Annotated in this window: 15 protein-coding genes and 1 riboswitch; of the genes, 7 read left to right on the forward strand and 8 right to left on the reverse strand. The window is 52.4% G+C overall.

What is annotated here, in order from left to right:
- Window positions 1–33: 33 nt before the first annotated feature.
- Window positions 34–1,260 (reverse strand): MFS transporter, encoded by a 1,227-nt coding sequence (locus AXG56_RS14075; RefSeq protein ID WP_026577688.1) that lies wholly within the window; start codon window positions 1,258–1,260, stop codon window positions 34–36.
- Between the two features lie 20 nt (window positions 1,261–1,280).
- Window positions 1,281–1,736, reverse strand: a complete 456-nt coding sequence (locus AXG56_RS14080; protein ID WP_062515085.1) for a CBS domain-containing protein — start codon at window positions 1,734–1,736, stop codon at window positions 1,281–1,283.
- A gap of 122 nt (window positions 1,737–1,858) precedes the next feature.
- Here AXG56_RS14080 and AXG56_RS14085 point away from each other — a divergent pair, with 122 nt between their 5' ends.
- On the forward strand, window positions 1,859–2,305 hold the full coding sequence (locus AXG56_RS14085; RefSeq protein ID WP_008634291.1) for a MarR family winged helix-turn-helix transcriptional regulator: 447 nt from the start codon (window positions 1,859–1,861) through the stop codon (window positions 2,303–2,305).
- 53 nt (window positions 2,306–2,358) lie between these two features.
- Here the strand turns inward: AXG56_RS14085 and AXG56_RS14090 are convergent, their stop codons facing one another.
- Entirely contained in the window at window positions 2,359–4,362 is a 2,004-nt protein-coding gene (locus AXG56_RS14090; protein WP_062515086.1) for an acyltransferase family protein, read from the reverse strand.
- Between the two features lie 348 nt (window positions 4,363–4,710).
- Here AXG56_RS14090 and ahpC point away from each other — a divergent pair, with 348 nt between their 5' ends.
- The 4 genes from ahpC (at window position 4,711) to AXG56_RS14110 (ending at window position 9,183) form a co-directional block, all read left to right on the forward strand.
- Window positions 4,711–5,274 (forward strand): alkyl hydroperoxide reductase subunit C, encoded by a 564-nt coding sequence (ahpC, locus tag AXG56_RS14095; RefSeq protein WP_008634293.1) that lies wholly within the window; start codon window positions 4,711–4,713, stop codon window positions 5,272–5,274.
- 16 nt (window positions 5,275–5,290) lie between these two features.
- On the forward strand, window positions 5,291–6,820 hold the full coding sequence (gene ahpF, locus AXG56_RS14100) for an alkyl hydroperoxide reductase subunit F (protein WP_008634295.1): 1,530 nt from the start codon (window positions 5,291–5,293) through the stop codon (window positions 6,818–6,820).
- A gap of 459 nt (window positions 6,821–7,279) precedes the next feature.
- A complete protein-coding gene (locus AXG56_RS14105; RefSeq protein ID WP_062515089.1) occupies window positions 7,280–8,416 on the forward strand; it encodes a YibE/F family protein in 1,137 nt (378 codons plus the stop codon).
- The gene (locus AXG56_RS14110; protein WP_008634297.1) at window positions 8,413–9,183 is read left to right on the forward strand and encodes a YibE/F family protein; all 771 of its coding nucleotides are present in this window, start codon (window positions 8,413–8,415) and stop codon (window positions 9,181–9,183) included. The genes AXG56_RS14105 and AXG56_RS14110 overlap by 4 nt, the downstream gene beginning before the upstream one ends.
- Before the next feature lie 97 nt (window positions 9,184–9,280).
- Here AXG56_RS14110 and AXG56_RS14115 read toward each other — a convergent pair whose 3' ends face one another.
- Complete coding sequence (locus AXG56_RS14115) at window positions 9,281–10,387, reverse strand: 5-methyltetrahydropteroyltriglutamate--homocysteine S-methyltransferase (protein ID WP_062515091.1); 1,107 nt, start codon at window positions 10,385–10,387, stop codon at window positions 9,281–9,283.
- 83 nt (window positions 10,388–10,470) lie between these two features.
- A riboswitch (SAM riboswitch) is annotated at window positions 10,471–10,574 on the reverse strand.
- A gap of 184 nt (window positions 10,575–10,758) precedes the next feature.
- On the opposite strand from AXG56_RS14115, the gene AXG56_RS14120 reads away from it, so the two are divergent.
- Together AXG56_RS14120 and AXG56_RS14125 are read left to right on the forward strand one after the other, a co-directional pair.
- Window positions 10,759–11,868, forward strand: coding sequence for a carbohydrate kinase (locus AXG56_RS14120; RefSeq protein WP_062515093.1), 1,110 nt, complete (start codon window positions 10,759–10,761; stop codon window positions 11,866–11,868).
- The gene (locus tag AXG56_RS14125) at window positions 11,865–12,803 is read left to right on the forward strand and encodes a pseudouridine-5'-phosphate glycosidase (protein WP_062515095.1); all 939 of its coding nucleotides are present in this window, start codon (window positions 11,865–11,867) and stop codon (window positions 12,801–12,803) included. The genes AXG56_RS14120 and AXG56_RS14125 overlap by 4 nt, the downstream gene beginning before the upstream one ends.
- Window positions 12,804–12,936: 133 nt before the next feature.
- Here the strand turns inward: AXG56_RS14125 and AXG56_RS14130 are convergent, their stop codons facing one another.
- The 4 genes from AXG56_RS14130 to AXG56_RS14145 all read right to left on the reverse strand — a co-directional run bounded on the left by AXG56_RS14130 (window position 12,937) and on the right by AXG56_RS14145 (window position 16,475).
- The gene (locus tag AXG56_RS14130) at window positions 12,937–14,439 is read right to left on the reverse strand and encodes a malate:quinone oxidoreductase (RefSeq protein WP_008634305.1); all 1,503 of its coding nucleotides are present in this window, start codon (window positions 14,437–14,439) and stop codon (window positions 12,937–12,939) included.
- A gap of 561 nt (window positions 14,440–15,000) precedes the next feature.
- A complete protein-coding gene (locus tag AXG56_RS14135) occupies window positions 15,001–15,294 on the reverse strand; it encodes a YesK family protein (RefSeq protein WP_008634307.1) in 294 nt (97 codons plus the stop codon).
- A 129-nt stretch (window positions 15,295–15,423) separates the two neighbouring features.
- Window positions 15,424–16,113, reverse strand: a complete 690-nt coding sequence (locus AXG56_RS14140; protein ID WP_008634309.1) for an LrgB family protein — start codon at window positions 16,111–16,113, stop codon at window positions 15,424–15,426.
- Window positions 16,110–16,475: a CidA/LrgA family protein gene (locus AXG56_RS14145; RefSeq protein ID WP_008634316.1), complete on the reverse strand. Its 366-nt coding sequence runs from the start codon at window positions 16,473–16,475 to the stop codon at window positions 16,110–16,112. The genes AXG56_RS14140 and AXG56_RS14145 overlap by 4 nt, the downstream gene beginning before the upstream one ends.
- Between the last annotated feature and the right edge of the window lie 71 nt (window positions 16,476–16,546).

Genomic DNA, 16,546 nt, shown 5'->3' on the forward strand with positions numbered 1-16,546 from the left:
GACACCGGATCCGGTGCCTCTTTTCGCATATGATTAATGGCCTTCTGCTTCATCGACGTGATGGACGTGCTTCGCGTTTACAGCGACAAACAGCACAGATACCAGCACGACAACCCCCGCTACATAGAACGGTACGCTTGAGTTATATACTTCCGCCAGTTTACCCGCAAGGAACGGTGCCAGCGCACCACCCAAAAAGCGCAGGAAGCTGTAGGCGGCAGAAGCCGTCGAGCGTTCGACAGGGCTTGCGTTCATGACCGCTGTCGTAATGAGCGTATTGTTATTACCGAGCAGCGCACCAGCGAAGATGACCGCAGCGATGACGACCCATTGTGTAGATGTCCAAGCTCCCATAGCAAGGAGAACAAGACCGAAGACGACGAGCATCAGGCACATCGACTTCACGGTTCCGAACCATTTTTGCAGCTTCGGAGCAGTGAAGACGGATGTGACGGCAAGCAGAATTCCCCAACCGAGGAAGACGAATCCGAGTCCGTGTTCATCCAGTCCGAGAACGAACGGGGAATAGGCAAGCAGCGTAAAGAACCCGAAGTTATACAAGGCGGCCGTAATTCCGAGCACCAAGAGAGAACGGTGCTTCAATGCACGGAACGGATCGCCGAGCGATGTTTTTTTCTTAGCAACGCCTGCTGCCGGCTTCGCTTTCGGCATGAGCGTCGTCAGACCGATGAAAGCAATGACCATAAGCGTCGCAACCCCAAGGAACGGTCCTCTCCATGACATCGCTCCAAGCCAGCCTCCAAGGAGTGGACCGACGGAAATGCCGAGACCGATGGCTGCTTCATACAGGATGATCGCTTTTGCGTTTCCGCTGTTGGACAACGTAACGATCGCTGTCAGAGCTGTGGCAACGAACAGGGCGTTACCGAGTCCCCAACCTCCGCGCAGGAAGACAAGCTCCCAGATTCCGTTGGAAAGACCACCAAGGGCGGAGAAGATCGCGATAATGACGATCCCTGCAAGAAGCGTCTTCTTCATTCCGATTCTCGAAGTGATGAACCCCGTGACGAGCATCGCAACGGCCATGACGGCATTATAACTAGTGAATAAGAGCGTAACCTGACTTGGTTCTGCATCCAGCTGCTCGGCTATGGCAGGCAGGATCGGATCGACAAGACCCAGTCCCATGAAAGCGATGATACAGGCGAAAAAGACCGCCCACACCGATTTCGGCTGATGTAAAATTCCAGGTTCCTCGGCAATAGTCACCGGTGGGACCTGGTTTGTTTGTGTAGACATAAATAACATGTCCCCTTTCCTTATAATTTCGAATGGAAGATGTGGCGGATCACATCACCGCGGCTGATGATCCCGACGAGTCTGCCGTCCTCTTCAACCGGAAGCTTTTTGACCTCGTCTTTTCCGAGCAGGGCGGCGACTTCCTCCCCTGCTGTCTCCACCGACGCCGTAAGAACGGAATCATCCGCAAGCTCCATGACGTTCAAGTCGAGGACCTCTTCAATCCGCTCATCGAACGGATGACGATCTCCGGGTATGACCGCTACTGTGTACAAAGAATCGACGAAGAAGTCTTTGTGCTTTCCTATATAACGCATGATGTCTTCCTCACTGATATAGGCGACGATGTTTCCAGCTTGATCCGTCACCGGCATCCCGCTGATCTCCTCATGAATCAACTTGGCAAGAACGGTCCGAATCGAATCCGTGTGATTTACGCGATGCACGTCATGCATCATCATATCTTGTGCCTGCATGGTATCTCCCTCTCCCATTTAGTTGCATGATACAAACAATTACTTGTATAATACAACTATAAAAGTTCTTATGTCAAGACAATGCGTTCAACTATGTTATGATAAAAGGAGGAAAAGGATTAATGGAGGTGGCAGGATTGAGTGACAGATCCGTAGAAGTGATCGAACGACAAGTCACAGACTTCATCCGCCGGATCGTATTGACAGAGAAACAGGACGACAGTCTGGAACGTTCGGCATATATTCTGCTCCGTCAGCTGACTACTTATGGTCCGGCCGGAGTGAAAGCCCTTTCGGAAGATCTGCATCTGGACGTTTCGACGATCAGCAGGCAGGCGGCGGCTCTTGTCGCCAAAGGGTATGTAGAGAAGATACCGAATCCGAACGATGGACGCGCCTACTTCTACCGGATTACGAAGCTCGGTTCCGAAGAACTGGAGGGCAATAAACAGCGCCGGTTTGAGCGTTTGTCCCGCGTGCTTTCTGACTGGACGGACGAAGAACAGGAAACGTTCGGAAGACTATTGAAGAAATACAATGAAACGATCAATAAACGGCTCAACTTATAGCCGAAAAAAAGCCAGGCACGGGGCTCTCTCCCGCGCCTGGCTTTTATTTGTTCTCAGGAAGCTTGGTTTTCATCGACTTTCGTCAGTGCTTCCTCGAGCGGTTCCCTCAATCCGACAGCGAGCGTCTTCGAATAAAGCGTTCCGATATGGTGTTCATCCCGGTACACGTACACGTTGCCGATAACCGGCTTACAGCTGTCTTCCTCACAGAAGTAATCCGACAAATCAGCATAGGTCACGTTCCCAGGCAGGTCTTCTGTATTTTCCCACGGTACGACGTCCGCCAGCGCTTCCCTGCGCGGTACCGAACAGTCATCGACAGAATCATTCTGTTCGAGGCAGATGAGCGGATCCTCTTCCATACGAGGATTATCCCGGATGGCGAAAACTTCCGTTATACCTTCAAGTTTCCGCCACTGTTCTTTGTACCCGTCCGGAACTTTGTCTCCGGCACCGACCGTCGCTGTCGTGACCACAAGGTCCGGCGGCTCTTCCAACAGTTTCGCAAGCAAATCTTCATTCCATTCCACACACGTCTCATTCAACTTGCCGTTGAAATCGTCGGCAGAGAACCGGCACGCGTCTTTATTATAAACATCGATCTGCAGGTTAAAGTCTTTCGACAATTCCTCAAGCGCCGGGAACCAGTGTCCGGAATGGGAACCACCGACAAGGGCGACCGTATAATCCGGATTTTCCGTCTCCCCTTTGGAGCAATATTCAAGCCCTTCTTCATTCGTGTACGTGAAGCAGCTGTCATCTTCATAAAAAGACGGCAGGTTCTCCTGGACTTCGATCGGCGTCGGATATGGACCTTTATCGTCAGCAGGCTCGATATCCCCCATAACCGCTCTTGCACCCGGGTAGTCTTCCACGACATAGGCTGATCCCTTCACTTGACTACTGTAAAGGTCCCAAGCCGTATTGAGAGCAAGCGTCGGGATGATGAAGAAGCTGAGTGCGAGAACGATTCTTCGTTTCGCCGTCCGTACGTTCAGCTTCCGGATCGGCTTTTCAATATAATTCACAGAGACGTAGGCAAGAACGACCGTAATGGCAAGAACGATGATTCCAGCCCCTGTGGAGATCGTATCGGTATTGAAGTAGGAGTAATACAAAATGAGCAATGGAAAATGCCACAGATAAAATCCATACGAAATCCCGCCGAATTTCAGGAACGGCTTCGATCCGAGCAGTTTGTCGACACCGAAGCGTCCTCCGTTCTCCGCAGAAACGATGACGAAGATGACCCCCATTGTCGGCAGGAGAGCGATGTAGCCCGGGAACATCGTCGAAACGGGAACAACCATCCCTGTGAAGACGACGATGGCAAGGCCGCCCCACCCCATGGCGATGCTGATTCCTCGTTTGAATTTTAAATAAGGAAGCAGCAAGGACAGAATACCGCCGAGGCTGAACTCCCACGCTCTCGCAAACGTATCAAAATAGGCCCACGGCTGATTGACTGCCGTCTTGTAAATCGAATACGCGATGGAACAGGTGAACAAGACGAGCAGCACACCGAGAAGCGTCTTTCTCACCGGCGTCTTTAATACTTTACGTGCTAAATAATAGGCGAGCATAATGACAAACGGCCACGTAATATAGAACTGCCCTTGCAGCGACAGCGCCCAGAAGTGCTGGAACGGGCTGGCAAGGTTGTTCTGAGCCAAATAATCAACCGAACTGAAGGCAAGCTGCCAGTTCTGGAAGTAGAAAGCGGACGAGAACCCTTCCGCAATGATCTGCTTCCACTGCGCCTGCGGCATCACGATGAACGAAAGCACGATCACCGTGAACAGAACCGTGAAGGCAACCGGGAACAGCCTGCGCATAAGACCAAGGACATATTCCTTGACGTTCAGGCTCCCTTCCCTTACCATCCGTGATAACAACGAAGTGGTGATCAAGTATCCGGATACGATGAAGAAGACGTCGACCCCTCCGGAAACGGAACCGAGCCATATATGGTAGATAGCGACGAGAAGTGCAGCGACAGCCCGCACACCTTCAATTTCGGGCCGGAACCGCTTTTCCGGCGCTCTTAAATCTTTCATACTATCAAAACCCCCAAGTAATCAACGATGCATTGCTGCAGCATCATTCAGTATAGATACGTTAAGCATAACAGTTTTCCCTAATTTTTTGACCAATTTCCAATAATTTAACAAATGAATTACAATTCGAACTATTCTCTTTTTCAATAGAATGCTAATGATTGAGAATTAACCGGCCCGTTTCTCATCCGATGAAATTGGATATACTAGTAACACATCCGTAAATGTGACAATTTATCGCAGCGGTTGACAAACATGGAGTTTTATTTAATAATAGGTGTCGTATTAGAATTATTATAAATTACTGCTTTTTGAAGCAGAAAACCATAACTCAGGAGGAATTCAACTATGTCTCTAATCGGTAAAGAAGTACAACCATTCGAAGCAAAAGCATTCAAAAACGGTGAATTCGTAGACGTAAGCAACGAAACATTCAAAGGTCAATGGAGCGTTGTCTGCTTCTATCCTGCAGACTTCTCTTTCGTATGCCCTACAGAATTGGAAGACCTTCAGAACCAATACGAAGATCTTAAAGCACTTGGTGCAGAAGTTTACTCTGTATCCACAGATACGCACTTCGTACACAAAGGCTGGCACGACAGCTCTGAAAAAATCGGTAAAATCACTTATACCATGATCGGGGATCCTTCCCAGACGATTACCCGCGGCTTCGACGTCCTTGATGAAGAGTCCGGTCTTGCAGATCGCGGAACGTTCATCATCGATCCAGACGGCGTTGTTCAAACTGTAGAAGTGAACGCAGGCGGAATCGGCCGTGACGCTAGCACGCTTGTAAACAAAATCAAAGCAGCTCAATATGTACGCAACAACCCAGGTGAAGTATGCCCTGCTAAATGGGAAGAAGGATCTGAAACACTTACACCTAGCCTTGATCTAGTAGGTAAAATCTAAGGAGTGACAGTGACTTATGGCACTTGATGCACAAATCAAAGCACAACTAGACCAGTACCTCCAGATGATGGAAGGGGACGTCGTGCTGAAGATCAGTGCAGGCGAGGATGACACATCGAAAGAGATGCTGGCTCTTACAGAAGAGCTGGTATCCATGTCTCCTCGGATCACTGCAGAAACAGCACAACTGAAGCGCACCCCAAGCTTCAGCGTCAACCGTCCGGGCGAAGAAACAGGCATCACATTCGCCGGCGTACCTTTGGGACACGAATTCACTTCCCTCGTCCTTGCCTTGCTGCAAGTGAGCGGAAGAGCTCCCAAAGCTGACGAAAACGTCCTTGAACAAATCAGAAACATCAATGGAACGTACCATTTCGAAACGTATGTCAGCCTGACATGCCATAATTGTCCAGATGTTGTCCAAGCGCTTAACTTGATGAGTGTCGTCAATCCGAACATCACCCACACGATGATCGATGGTGCCGCTTTTAAAGAAGAAGCAGAAAGCAACAACGTCATGGCTGTACCTTCCGTATATCTGAACGGCGAATTCTTCGGCGGCGGACGCATGAGCCTGGAAGAGATCGTCAGTCAGATCGGAGACGGTCCGGACCCGGATGAGTTCAACAACAAAGATCCGTATGAAGTCCTTGTCGTCGGCGGCGGCCCTGCAGGAGCATCTGCAGCGATTTATACCGCCCGTAAAGGAATCCGTACTGGAATCGTTGCCGAACGCTTCGGTGGACAGGTACAGGATACGATGAGCATCGAGAACTTCATCAGTGTGAAGAAGACCGAAGGCCCGAAACTGGCTGCAAGTCTGGAAGAACACGTGAAGGACTATGAGGTCGACGTCATGAACCTTCAGCAGGCCCGCTCGCTTGAGAAGAACGATCTATTCGAACTTGAGCTTGAGAACGGCGGCGTACTGAAGAGTAAAACCGTCATCATCTCCACAGGTGCCCGCTGGCGTCAGCTCGGCGTACCGGGAGAGGAAGAATTCAAGAACAAAGGTGTCGCTTACTGTCCACACTGTGACGGCCCGTTGTTCGAAGGCAAAGACGTAGCAGTCATCGGCGGCGGAAACTCCGGTGTCGAGGCGGCGATCGACCTTGCCGGTATCGTGAAACACGTCACGGTCCTTGAATTCGGCGCGGAACTGCGTGCGGATGAAGTGCTGCAGGAACGCCTGCACAGCCTTCCGAACGTAACCGTCCTTACAAATGCACAGACGACGGAAATCACCGGCTCTGATAATGTGAATGGTCTCACGTACATCGATCGTGAAACCGAAGAAGAGAAGCATGTCGAGCTTGATGGTGTCTTCGTCCAAATCGGTCTCGTACCGAATACCGAGTGGCTCGGTGACTTCGTCGATCGAACACGCACAGGCGAAATCGTCGTCGATAAACGCGGCGCAACGAGCGTACCCGGCCTGTTCGCAGCCGGCGACTGTACCGACAGCCCGTACAACCAAATCATCATTTCCATGGGAGATGGAGCGAATGCAGCCTTGGGTGCGTTCGACCACCTGATCCGTAACTGATGGAATTTAAGCCCTGTCTTTTCGAAGACAGGGTTTTTTTTTAGTCTGCCGCGAAACTCTAAGGAACAGGTAAAGCCTCCCCCCCTTTGAAATATGAATCAGGCTGCATCAATAAATCAAAGGAAAGGCGTGTATGGTAAAGGGTGGAGGGGAAGAGAGCAGACTCCTGTGGGAATGGTGGCATAGGTGAGACCCCGGAAGCGCGGAGCGATGAGAAGGCTTACCGGCCACCCCACGGAAAGCGCTCTATTCCCCGGAGCCCGCTCTCTACCTGAAAATCACTTCCTCTTTTCGAAGTCAGAACTTAAGTGGCTAAAGCAAATATAGTTAACCTACGGAGAGTTTTGACGGTGAGGGAGTTATCTGCTATGATAAGCGCGTTATTCAGCGGACTCTTTCAAGAGCCCAGTTTTCCACTGTCCGCACCGCCGGACGGTTGGCATGGAGGCTTATTCAAACATGAAGGCAGGAAAGATACTTACCCGTATCACCCACCGCCAATGGATCGTCATCACCCTGCTCGCCATCACCTGCATCGCTTCGATGGTATTCGTCAACCATAACGCCGGACTTTACGGCCGCACGATTGCAGAAGTGACCGATACGAAGACGGTCGATACGGAGAATGTTACAGACATCCACGACAATAAAGACACCATTTCTACACAAACCATTTCCGGGGAAATATTGAACGGACCCCATAAGGGTAAAAAAATCGACATGAGCAACGAATACTCTTCTTCGGAAGCATACGACCAAAAGTACGAGGAAGGGAATGAAGTGTTTGTTTCCATCGATGAAGATTCGCTGCAGGAAGATGGACTGACCGGTGCGATCATCGATGCAAAGCGTGACAAATACGTCCTCGCTGCCGCCTGGGTCTTCCTTTTTCTACTGTTGATTGTCGGTAGAAAGCGCGGCGCACTCTCGATCGTCAGCCTCGTCGTCAACGCAGCCTTGATGTACTTCGCGCTCGATCTTTATATCGCCAATTCCGACGGTACCCTGCTCTTTATCTGCAGCGGGCTCGTCATTTTGTTCAGCATCGGGTCACTCCTTTTCTTAAACGGATTCAATCAGAAGACGTATGCTGCCATTCTATCTACGCTGATCGGCATTTCCGTTTCTTTAGCGATCGCCTATTTCGTCATCCAGGCCCTGCAGGGGAACGGCCTCCGCTATGAGGAAATGCAGTATTTGACCCGTCCGTACAGGGAAGTATTCATGGCCGGGCTGTTCATCGGCTCGCTTGGTGCCGTGATGGACGTATCGATCACGATCGCTTCGTCACTGTTCGGACTCTATGAGAAGGATGCCGCCATCACAGGAAAGGCATTGCGGAAATCCGGTATGGACATCGGAAAGGACGTCATGGGGACCCTGACGAGCATCTTGTTCTTCGTCTATGCCGCCGGCTCGATCCCGTCGATTCTTCTCTACTTGAAGAATACATCGCCGCTCGGCTTCACGCTGTCCATGAATCTGTCGCTTGAAATAGCCCGGGCGCTTGTCGGCGGCATCGGCATTGTCCTGACGATCCCGATCAGTGTCTACACTACACTGTTCATCATTAACGCAAAGAGGAAGAGATCATGAATGTACTAGTCGCCTTAACCGCCATATTATTCCTATTGATGGTCCTCGTCGGAGGAAAAAAAGGAGTACGATCGTTCGCATCGTTATTCTTCAACTTCGTCATTCTCATCGTCGCGCTGTTTTTCATGCTCGATCCGCACATCAATCCGATCATCGTGACCATCATCGCCTGTGCGGTCATCAGCTACGTCAACCTGATTTACGTGAACGACTGGAATTTGAAGACGGGCACCGCGTTTCTCGCTACGATGGTCACGATCGCCATTTTGCTCGTCGGCATCCACTTGATTACAGATATGTCGATGATCCAAGGGTTCAGTGAAGAAGATTCCGACAGCCTCGCGCCCTACTCGTTATACATCGGGCTCGATTTCGTGAAAATCGCCGCCTCCGTCATCATCATCGGGACAATCGGCGCCATCACGGAAGTGGCGATTTCCATCACGTCATCGATGAGTGAGGTGCAGCACCACCATCCGGAGATCTCAAGGAAGGACTTGTTCGTCTCCGGCATGAACGTCGGCCGCGACATCCTCGGGACGGATACGAACACGCTGTTCTTCGCCTTCTTCGGCGGCTACCTTGCCCTGCTTATCTGGTTCAAGGATTTGGACTATTCGCTGGGCGAAATCGTCAATTCCAAAGTGTTCAGTGAAGAGATGATCGCGATCTTTTGTGCCGGCATCGGCATTGCGCTCATCATTCCGGTCGCAGCGGCCATCCATTCCTTTTTCGCGGTGCGGAAGAAAGCGATGGCTGCTGAATAATACCCCTTAGCAGAGGACGGGGCGTCCCCATTTACCGGACCCCGCTCTCCACACAAAAAGCGTCCGGCTCGTAAGCCGGGCGCTTTTTCTATACTATCTATCTCCAAACTTCCCCTGCAATTTCAAGCACGTGGCGGATCTTCGCCCACTGCTCTTCTTCTGAAATCACATTCCCCTCTTCCGTCGATGCGAACCCGCACTGCGGGCTGAGACAGAGCTGGGACATCGGCACATAGTCGGATGCCTCTAAGATCCGGGCTTTGATCCGGTCCGGGTCTTCCAGTTCGCCGGTCTTCGATGTAATCAGGCCGAGGACGACCGACAGATCCGGGCGGTTGACGTGACGGAGCGGTTCGAAGCCGCCGGAGCGTTCATCATCGAATTCCAGGAACAGGCCGTCGACGTCCAAACCGTCGAAGATCGTCTCCGACAGCGCTTCATAGCTCCCTGTCGTCATGAAGGTCGAACGGAAGTTTCCGCGGCAGATGTGCATCGTGATCAACAGGTCTTCCGGACGCTCTGCGATCGATTCGTTGATCGAACGGGCACACAGGGTAGCGGCACGTTCCGGATCGCGGCCTTCCGCAGCAATCGCTTCTCTGCCTTTTTCCGAGAAAAAACTCGCCCAGGCGGTATCATCGAGCTGCAGGTAGCGGCACCCTTCTTCGTAAATCCGCTGGATGAATCCTTGGTACGCATCCACCAAATCCGCGAGCAGCGCTTCATCCGTCGGGTAGATCTCCCTGTCGATGTCGGCACGGAACAGGAGCATGTTGGGGCTCGGAATCGTCAGCTTTGCGACGGAATCGCCGGCGATCTCTTTCAGGAAACGGAAGTCCCTGATGGCCGGATGATCCGTGAACCCGACCTTTCCAGTCACTTTGACACCGCGCGCCTTCGTCTCCACCCCGTCGAACGGAAGTCCCTTCTCCTTGTCGTAGCCTTCCACTCCATCGAGTCCTTCAAGGAAATCGAAGTGCCACCAGCTGCGACGGAAATCCCCGTCTGTCACGGCAGGAAGTCCTGCCTCTTTCTGTTTCGCGACAAGCTTCGTTATCTCTTCGTCTTCGATCCGGCGCAGCTCTTCTTGGGAAATCGTCCCCTCCGCTTTCTGCCGGCGCGCTTCCTTCAAACGCTCAGGTCTCAGGAAGCTCCCGACATGATCGCCTTTGAATGGAGCTCGTTTGATGGTTGAATTCGTCATCTCTATCATCCTTCTTCCGTTGAAATTAAAAAAATCCACACTTCTCACCAAAAGAAGAGCGGATTACCTGCGTATCTAACCTCTTCTCATCTGCAAGCACGTACGCTTCTGGAATTAGCACAGTACCCGTCAGGAGTCTGCTGCTAAGGCTTCAAAGGGCCAGTCCCTCCACCTTTCTCGATAAGAACGTTTATCTATGAAGTTGTTAGCCCCACTATACAGCAATTCCCAAACGATTGGCAACCTGTTGTCGGAAAATTTTGTCGATAAGTCGGACGTACGACCTGTCTCTATTTTATTGCTAGCTTTTTCCAATTCAGCTACTTTAGACATATGTTCCATGAATCAAACATTTGTCCGGAGGGCTGTCTATGTTACCAAACAAACTGACCGACCGCGAACGTCAGGTGTATGAACAGATTGCAAATAACCCGTATATTTCCCAACACGACCTCTCCCAAATCCTCGCCCTGTCCCGGTCCACCGTCGCCAACGTCATCTCCCAGCTTGTACAGAAAAATATTCTGCTCGGCCGCGCCTATGTCCTGAATCATTCCCGTCCTGTCCTCTGCATCGGTGCCGCCAACGTCGACCGCAAGTATCACTGCCTGGAGCGCTTCGACTATAAGACATCGAATCCGGTGCGATCGACCGCAAGCGCCGGCGGCGTCGCCAGGAACATCGCGGAAAACCTCGGTCGTCTCGGAAACCGGCCGACACTCATCACTGCTGCCGGCAGAGATGCCGACTGGGAGATCATCGCCCGCGCCTCTGCCGAGTATATCATAATGGACGGCGTCCTCCATCTGCCGGACCGGAACACAGGCACGTACACCGCTGTCCTCGACGAGCACGGAGAAATGACGATGGCCTTCGCCGATATGGCTATTTACGACGCTGTTCTTCCGGAGGAGATCCGTCGTCACGAGAAGAAATGGAAGCAGGCCGAATGCGTCATCGCCGATTTGAACTGCCCGCAGGAGACGCTCGCCTTCCTGCTTAAGGAAGCAGCCGCCGACCACACGCCGGTCGCCTTCATCACCGTCTCGATACCGAAAATGAAGCGGCTGCCCTCGGATATCAGCGGCCTGACGTGGCTGATGACGAACGTCGAAGAAAGCGCCGCACACTTCGACATTCCCATTCAAAACGAAGCCCAGTGGAAAGGCGCCGTTGAACACTGGCTCGCCTGCGGTGTCCGCTATGTCACGGTGACATGGGGCAAGCGGGGTGTCATGGTCGGGGAAAGCGGTGGCAGCATCCGCCACTATCCCGCCCCTGCCCTCGACACGACCGTAGACGTCACGGGCGCCGGAGATGCATTCTCCGCTGCAGTGCTGCACGCCTGGCTCGACGGCAGTCCACTGTCCGAAGCCGTCCATGCCGGACTGAAGAGCGCCGCCCTCTGCGTCCAGACGACAGCAACCGTCCATACCGATTTGACGACCCATCTATTAAAAAAACAGGAGGAGTTCCTATGAATCTCAATCCCTATCTCTCCCTATCACAAGAAGTGAACGAAGCTTTGGATAAAGGAAAGCCTGTCGTCGCCCTCGAATCCACCATCATCTCCCACGGTATGCCGTATCCTGAAAACATCGAAACGGCGAAGGAAGTCGAGCAGATCATCAGGGATAACGGAGCCGTCCCGGCGACGATCGCCATCCTTGACGGCCGGATCAAAATCGGGCTGACAGCGGAAGAATTGACAGCGCTCGCCTCAAGGGATGATATCACCAAAGCTTCCCGTAAAGACCTCCCGTATCTGCTTGCGACCGGCCGCTCCGGTGCGACGACGGTAGCCGCAACGATGATTTGTGCCGACCTCGCCGGCATCCGCCTGTTCGTGACCGGCGGCATCGGCGGCGTCCACCGCGGGGCCGAAACGACGATGGACATATCGGCAGACCTGGAGGAGCTCGCCAGGACGAACGTCGCAGTCATCTGTGCCGGTGCGAAATCGATCCTCGACCTCGGCCTGACCCTCGAGTATCTGGAAACGAAAGGAGTACCGGTGATGGGGTATCAAACCGACTCCCTTCCTGCCTTCTTCACGCGCACATCCGACTTTGCCGTCCATTTCCGCGTCGATGACGCAGAGGAAATCGGGCGCATCCTTCATACGAAGTGGGAGCTCGGTCTTCAAGGAGGAGCCGTCATCGCCAACCCGATCCCTTCCGGTCACGCCCTTGATGCGTCCTACATGACGGGCGTCATCGAAGCGGCGCTCGTTGAAGCGAAGCAGCAGAGCATCACAGGCAAGGACGTCACACCGTTCCTGCTGGATCACGTCAACCGCGCCACCGAAGGCAGAAGCCTCGCCGCTAACATCGAACTCATCAAAGCGAATGCCGGACTCGGAGCCGCTGCAGCCGTCGCTTTTTATGAACAAAAGAAAAAAGCCTATCAGCGATAGGCTTGTCCAGGAAGAAGCATCTTTTTCCATCCGCCGGCGGGAAAAGGGGGGACCTTTCCCCTTCTCCGACCCGATCGGCGACTGCTTTTGGAAAACGATATGCTTCTTATTTTTTTCTTCTTTCTATACACCCCTAACTAAAGATCAGTTCCTTTTTTGCCAGACCAAGCGCCTCATCTGTCGTACGGTGGATATCCTGGATCATCCGCGGGTGATCGACGAGCGATACGCCGTAGGATGGAATCATCTTGGCGAGCTTCGGCTTCCATTGATCGATATGGTCAGGGAAGCAGCGGTTCAGCACATCGATCATGACGTGCACGGCTGTCGACGCCCCCGGGGATGCCCCGAGCAAAGCCGCAATCGAACCGTCCGCACTGTTCACGACTTCCGTCCCGAACTGGAGCGTTCCTTTGCCGCCTTCCTTCGTATCCTTGATTACCTGGACACGCTGGCCGGCAACGACGAGGTCCCAATCGGAGCTCTTCGCATTCGGGATGAACTCCCGTAAAGCATCCATCCGCTGCTCCTTCGACAGGAGTACCTGCTGAATCAAATACTTCGTCAGCGCCATTTCCTTCATTCCCGCTGCAAGCATCGTCAAAATGTTGCCCGGTTTGATCGATGTGAACAAATCCATCAACGAACCTGTCTTCAGGAACTTCGGCGAGAACCCTGCGAACGGACCGAACAACAGCGTCTTCTGATCGCCGATATAGCGGGTATCCAAGTGCGGCACCGACATCGGCGGTGCACCTACAGGAGCTTTGCCGTACACCTTCGCTTCATGCTGTTCGACAATCTCCGGATTCTTGCAGACAAGGAACTGCCCCCCGACAGGGAAACCGCCGATTCCTTTGCCTTCCGGAATGCCGGACTTCTGCAGAAGATGGAGGCTTCCACCACCCGCACCGAGGAATACGAAATCCGCCTTCCGGGTTTCCAGCTTATCGTTCTTATCATCGTACATCTTCAATTCCCAGCGGCCGTCGTTCGTCCGATATAAATCCTTGACGTGGTGATGATGCTGCACTTCCACCCCTTTGGCCTCCAGATTCTGAAACAGCTTCCTTGTCAAGGAACCGAAGTTGACGTCGGTACCGCTATCCATCTTCGTCGCCGCGACCGGTCCGTGAGTATGGCGGTCGTTCATGATGAGCGGAATCCACTCTTTCAGCTGCTCTGGATCTTCCGAATACTCCATCCCTTTAAAAAGAGGATTTTGTGACATCGCATCATAGCGCTTCTTCAGGAAGTCGACATTCTCTCCTCCGAAGACGAGACTCATGTGGGGCAGTGGCCGGATGAACTGTTCCGGGTCCTTCAACTGGCCGGTCTTCACCAAATGAGACCAGAACTGTTTGGACACCTGAAACTGTTCATTGATCGAGACAGCCTTCGTCATATCGATCGAACCATCCGCCTTTTCCTTCGTGTAATTCAACTCACACAAAGCCGCATGGCCAGTCCCTGCATTATTCCATTCATTCGAGCTTTCTTCTCCGGGCGTTCCGAGCTTCTCAAAAACGGTAATGTTCCAATTTGGGGCTAATTCCTTCAAGAGTGAACCGAGGGTCGCACTCATAATGCCAGCACCTATCAAGATCACGTCTGTTTTCGTTTCTCTGCTGCTCATATTAACCATCCTTATATCATGAAATTTGCAGAAAAGATGCCGAGGTCACAAAATCGCACCTCTCCTGTCATTTAATGACCCTGTCTCTATGATACCGCTTTATACACCGAAAAGTCACTATTATCTAACAATTATATACAATTTTTCATATCGGAAAACGGCAGGAAAGGCGTCTGTCCGCACATGACCAAGGAAAAATACGTTCTCCGATATAGTAAGAAAAGAAAGCATGTCCCGTGCATGTAAAAAACACATGGGACGAAAATTGGAATCGTGCTACCATTTCCCATAGAAAGGGTGTTATGTATCTTCCTGAAACCATGACAAAATAGGTTCCGGATCTCCTCACATTTTTACTTTTGTATCAGAAGAAAGGATGCTCGCCGTGAAGGGCGGAGGGAAATGGGCAGACTCCGACGGGATTAGCGGAACAGGTGAAACCCCGGAAGAGCGAAGCGATGAGGAGGCTCACCGGCCGCCCCGTGGAAAGCGTCCCATTTCCCGGAGCCCGTCCCTCTTACCTGAAAATAAATTTTTCAAAAAGCAGAAGAGAGGCGTAGATTACGCCTCTCCTGATTCCTTCTCCTTAAGCAGCTGCCGTCTCTTCCTGGCAACGGTCGAAGCGACGACGGCATAGCCCATCAAGAAGATGGCAAGCAGACTGTACGCCGCTCCTTCAAAACCTCGGATCATGACGAAGCCGACAAAAAACAGGATGGTGGCAGCCAGGGCCGCCAGCATCGTCGGCAGCATCTTCACCAGCAGCGGCAGATTCTTCTGCGCCAGCCAGTACGAGAGTATCACGACCAGCACCCCGGGAATCGTCGCAACGAGAAATGGTCCCCCAATCATCATCCTTTCCGCCTCCTATCCGATTAGATTAAGCTAATACTATCCAATATTAACCCGTTCAGCAAGGGGCATTCTCCCAATCTACAAGAAACGAAAAAAAACGCCGGAGTCTCCGACGTTTTTCGTCATTTTTCATAGTAGTAACAGGGAGAGACCAGGGGCAAGGATCGATACGATGACGGCGCTCAGCACCATGGCGATCGTACTGATCGAGCCTTCCAGCGTATCGCGCTCCATCGCCGTCGCTGTTCCGATGGCGTGGGAGGCACTTCCCATCCCGACGCCGCGCCCGATCCGGTGCGTCAGGTTCGTATAGCGCATGACGAACGGATGGATCAGCACACCGCCGATGCCGGCGATCATGACGAAGACAGCGGCGAGCGGCATCGCACCGCCCGTCGATTCGGCAATGGACATCGCAACAGGCGTCGTCACGGATTTCGGGACGATCGAATGGATGATCAGGCTGCTGAATCCTGCCCACTTACTGAGGAGCAGACCTGACGTGATGCCGACGATGGCACCGATGAACGTACCTGTGACGATCGGGACGAGCATACGCTTCAGAATCTCCCTGTATTGATACAACGGATACGCAAGCGCCACGACGGCCGGCCCCAGCAGGTGATCGATCCATTTCCCGCCTGTCATATACGTTTCATACGGCAGGTGGAAGACGAGGAGGAACGCGATGATGATCACCGTGGAGACGATGATCGGCGCCGTGTACATCCGGTTGTGCTTCCGGTAAACGAAGGTCGCCGCCTTATAGGCAGCCACCGTGAGGACGACCATGAAGATTCCGATACCTATCTCCTTCATGCTTCCTCCCTCCTTCTGACCATCCGCTGGGTGACGACTCCGGAGAGCCCCATCACAAGCGCGGTGCTGAGAAGGCCGATCACGATCAGAAGCAGCCCTTTTCCTTTAAAGACGTAAGCGTAACTGATGATACCGACGGTCGCAGGGATGAAGAAGAACGGGAGGTTCGCGATCATGAAGCCCGTCCCTTTCCGGAACCACTTCTCCGGCACCGCCTTCAGCATCAATAATACGAATAACAGAAGCAGGCCGATGACGCTGCCGGGAATGAACAGGTGGAGCGCCGACTGGATCCACGTCCCGATCAGATAAATAAGATAGAGTCCGGCTATTTGTAAGAGAATCTTTGCTGCTTTTGACACAATGAATCCTTCTTTCCTTAATGAACTTCCAACCCCTAGTATAGTACGCTTCCCGCCTCAGGTCACCGTTT

It is taken from the genome of Halobacillus sp. KGW1, assembly GCF_001592845.1.
In the GTDB taxonomy this organism is placed as follows: Bacteria; Bacillota; Bacilli; order Bacillales; family Halobacillaceae; genus Halobacillus.

Bases quoted from the DNA above. Each gene is read 5' to 3' on its own strand.
- AXG56_RS14085 (WP_008634291.1), top strand. From the start codon at position 1,859: ATGGAGGTGGCAGGATTGAGTGACAGATCCGTAGAAGTGATCGAACGA.
- AXG56_RS14075 (WP_026577688.1), bottom strand. From the start codon at position 1,260: ATGTCTACACAAACAAACCAGGTCCCACCGGTGACTATTGCCGAGGAA.
- AXG56_RS14140 (WP_008634309.1), bottom strand. From the start codon at position 16,113: ATGAAGGAGATAGGTATCGGAATCTTCATGGTCGTCCTCACGGTGGCT.
- ahpC (WP_008634293.1), top strand. From the start codon at position 4,711: ATGTCTCTAATCGGTAAAGAAGTACAACCATTCGAAGCAAAAGCATTC.
- AXG56_RS14080 (WP_062515085.1), bottom strand. From the start codon at position 1,736: ATGCAGGCACAAGATATGATGATGCATGACGTGCATCGCGTAAATCAC.
- AXG56_RS14135 (WP_008634307.1), bottom strand. From the start codon at position 15,294: ATGATGATTGGGGGACCATTTCTCGTTGCGACGATTCCCGGGGTGCTG.
- AXG56_RS14130 (WP_008634305.1), bottom strand. From the start codon at position 14,439: ATGAGCAGCAGAGAAACGAAAACAGACGTGATCTTGATAGGTGCTGGC.
- ahpF (WP_008634295.1), top strand. From the start codon at position 5,291: ATGGCACTTGATGCACAAATCAAAGCACAACTAGACCAGTACCTCCAG.
- AXG56_RS14125 (WP_062515095.1), top strand. From the start codon at position 11,865: ATGAATCTCAATCCCTATCTCTCCCTATCACAAGAAGTGAACGAAGCT.
- AXG56_RS14115 (WP_062515091.1), bottom strand. From the start codon at position 10,387: ATGACGAATTCAACCATCAAACGAGCTCCATTCAAAGGCGATCATGTC.
- AXG56_RS14105 (WP_062515089.1), top strand. From the start codon at position 7,280: ATGAAGGCAGGAAAGATACTTACCCGTATCACCCACCGCCAATGGATC.
- AXG56_RS14110 (WP_008634297.1), top strand. From the start codon at position 8,413: ATGAATGTACTAGTCGCCTTAACCGCCATATTATTCCTATTGATGGTC.
- AXG56_RS14090 (WP_062515086.1), bottom strand. From the start codon at position 4,362: ATGAAAGATTTAAGAGCGCCGGAAAAGCGGTTCCGGCCCGAAATTGAA.
- AXG56_RS14120 (WP_062515093.1), top strand. From the start codon at position 10,759: ATGTTACCAAACAAACTGACCGACCGCGAACGTCAGGTGTATGAACAG.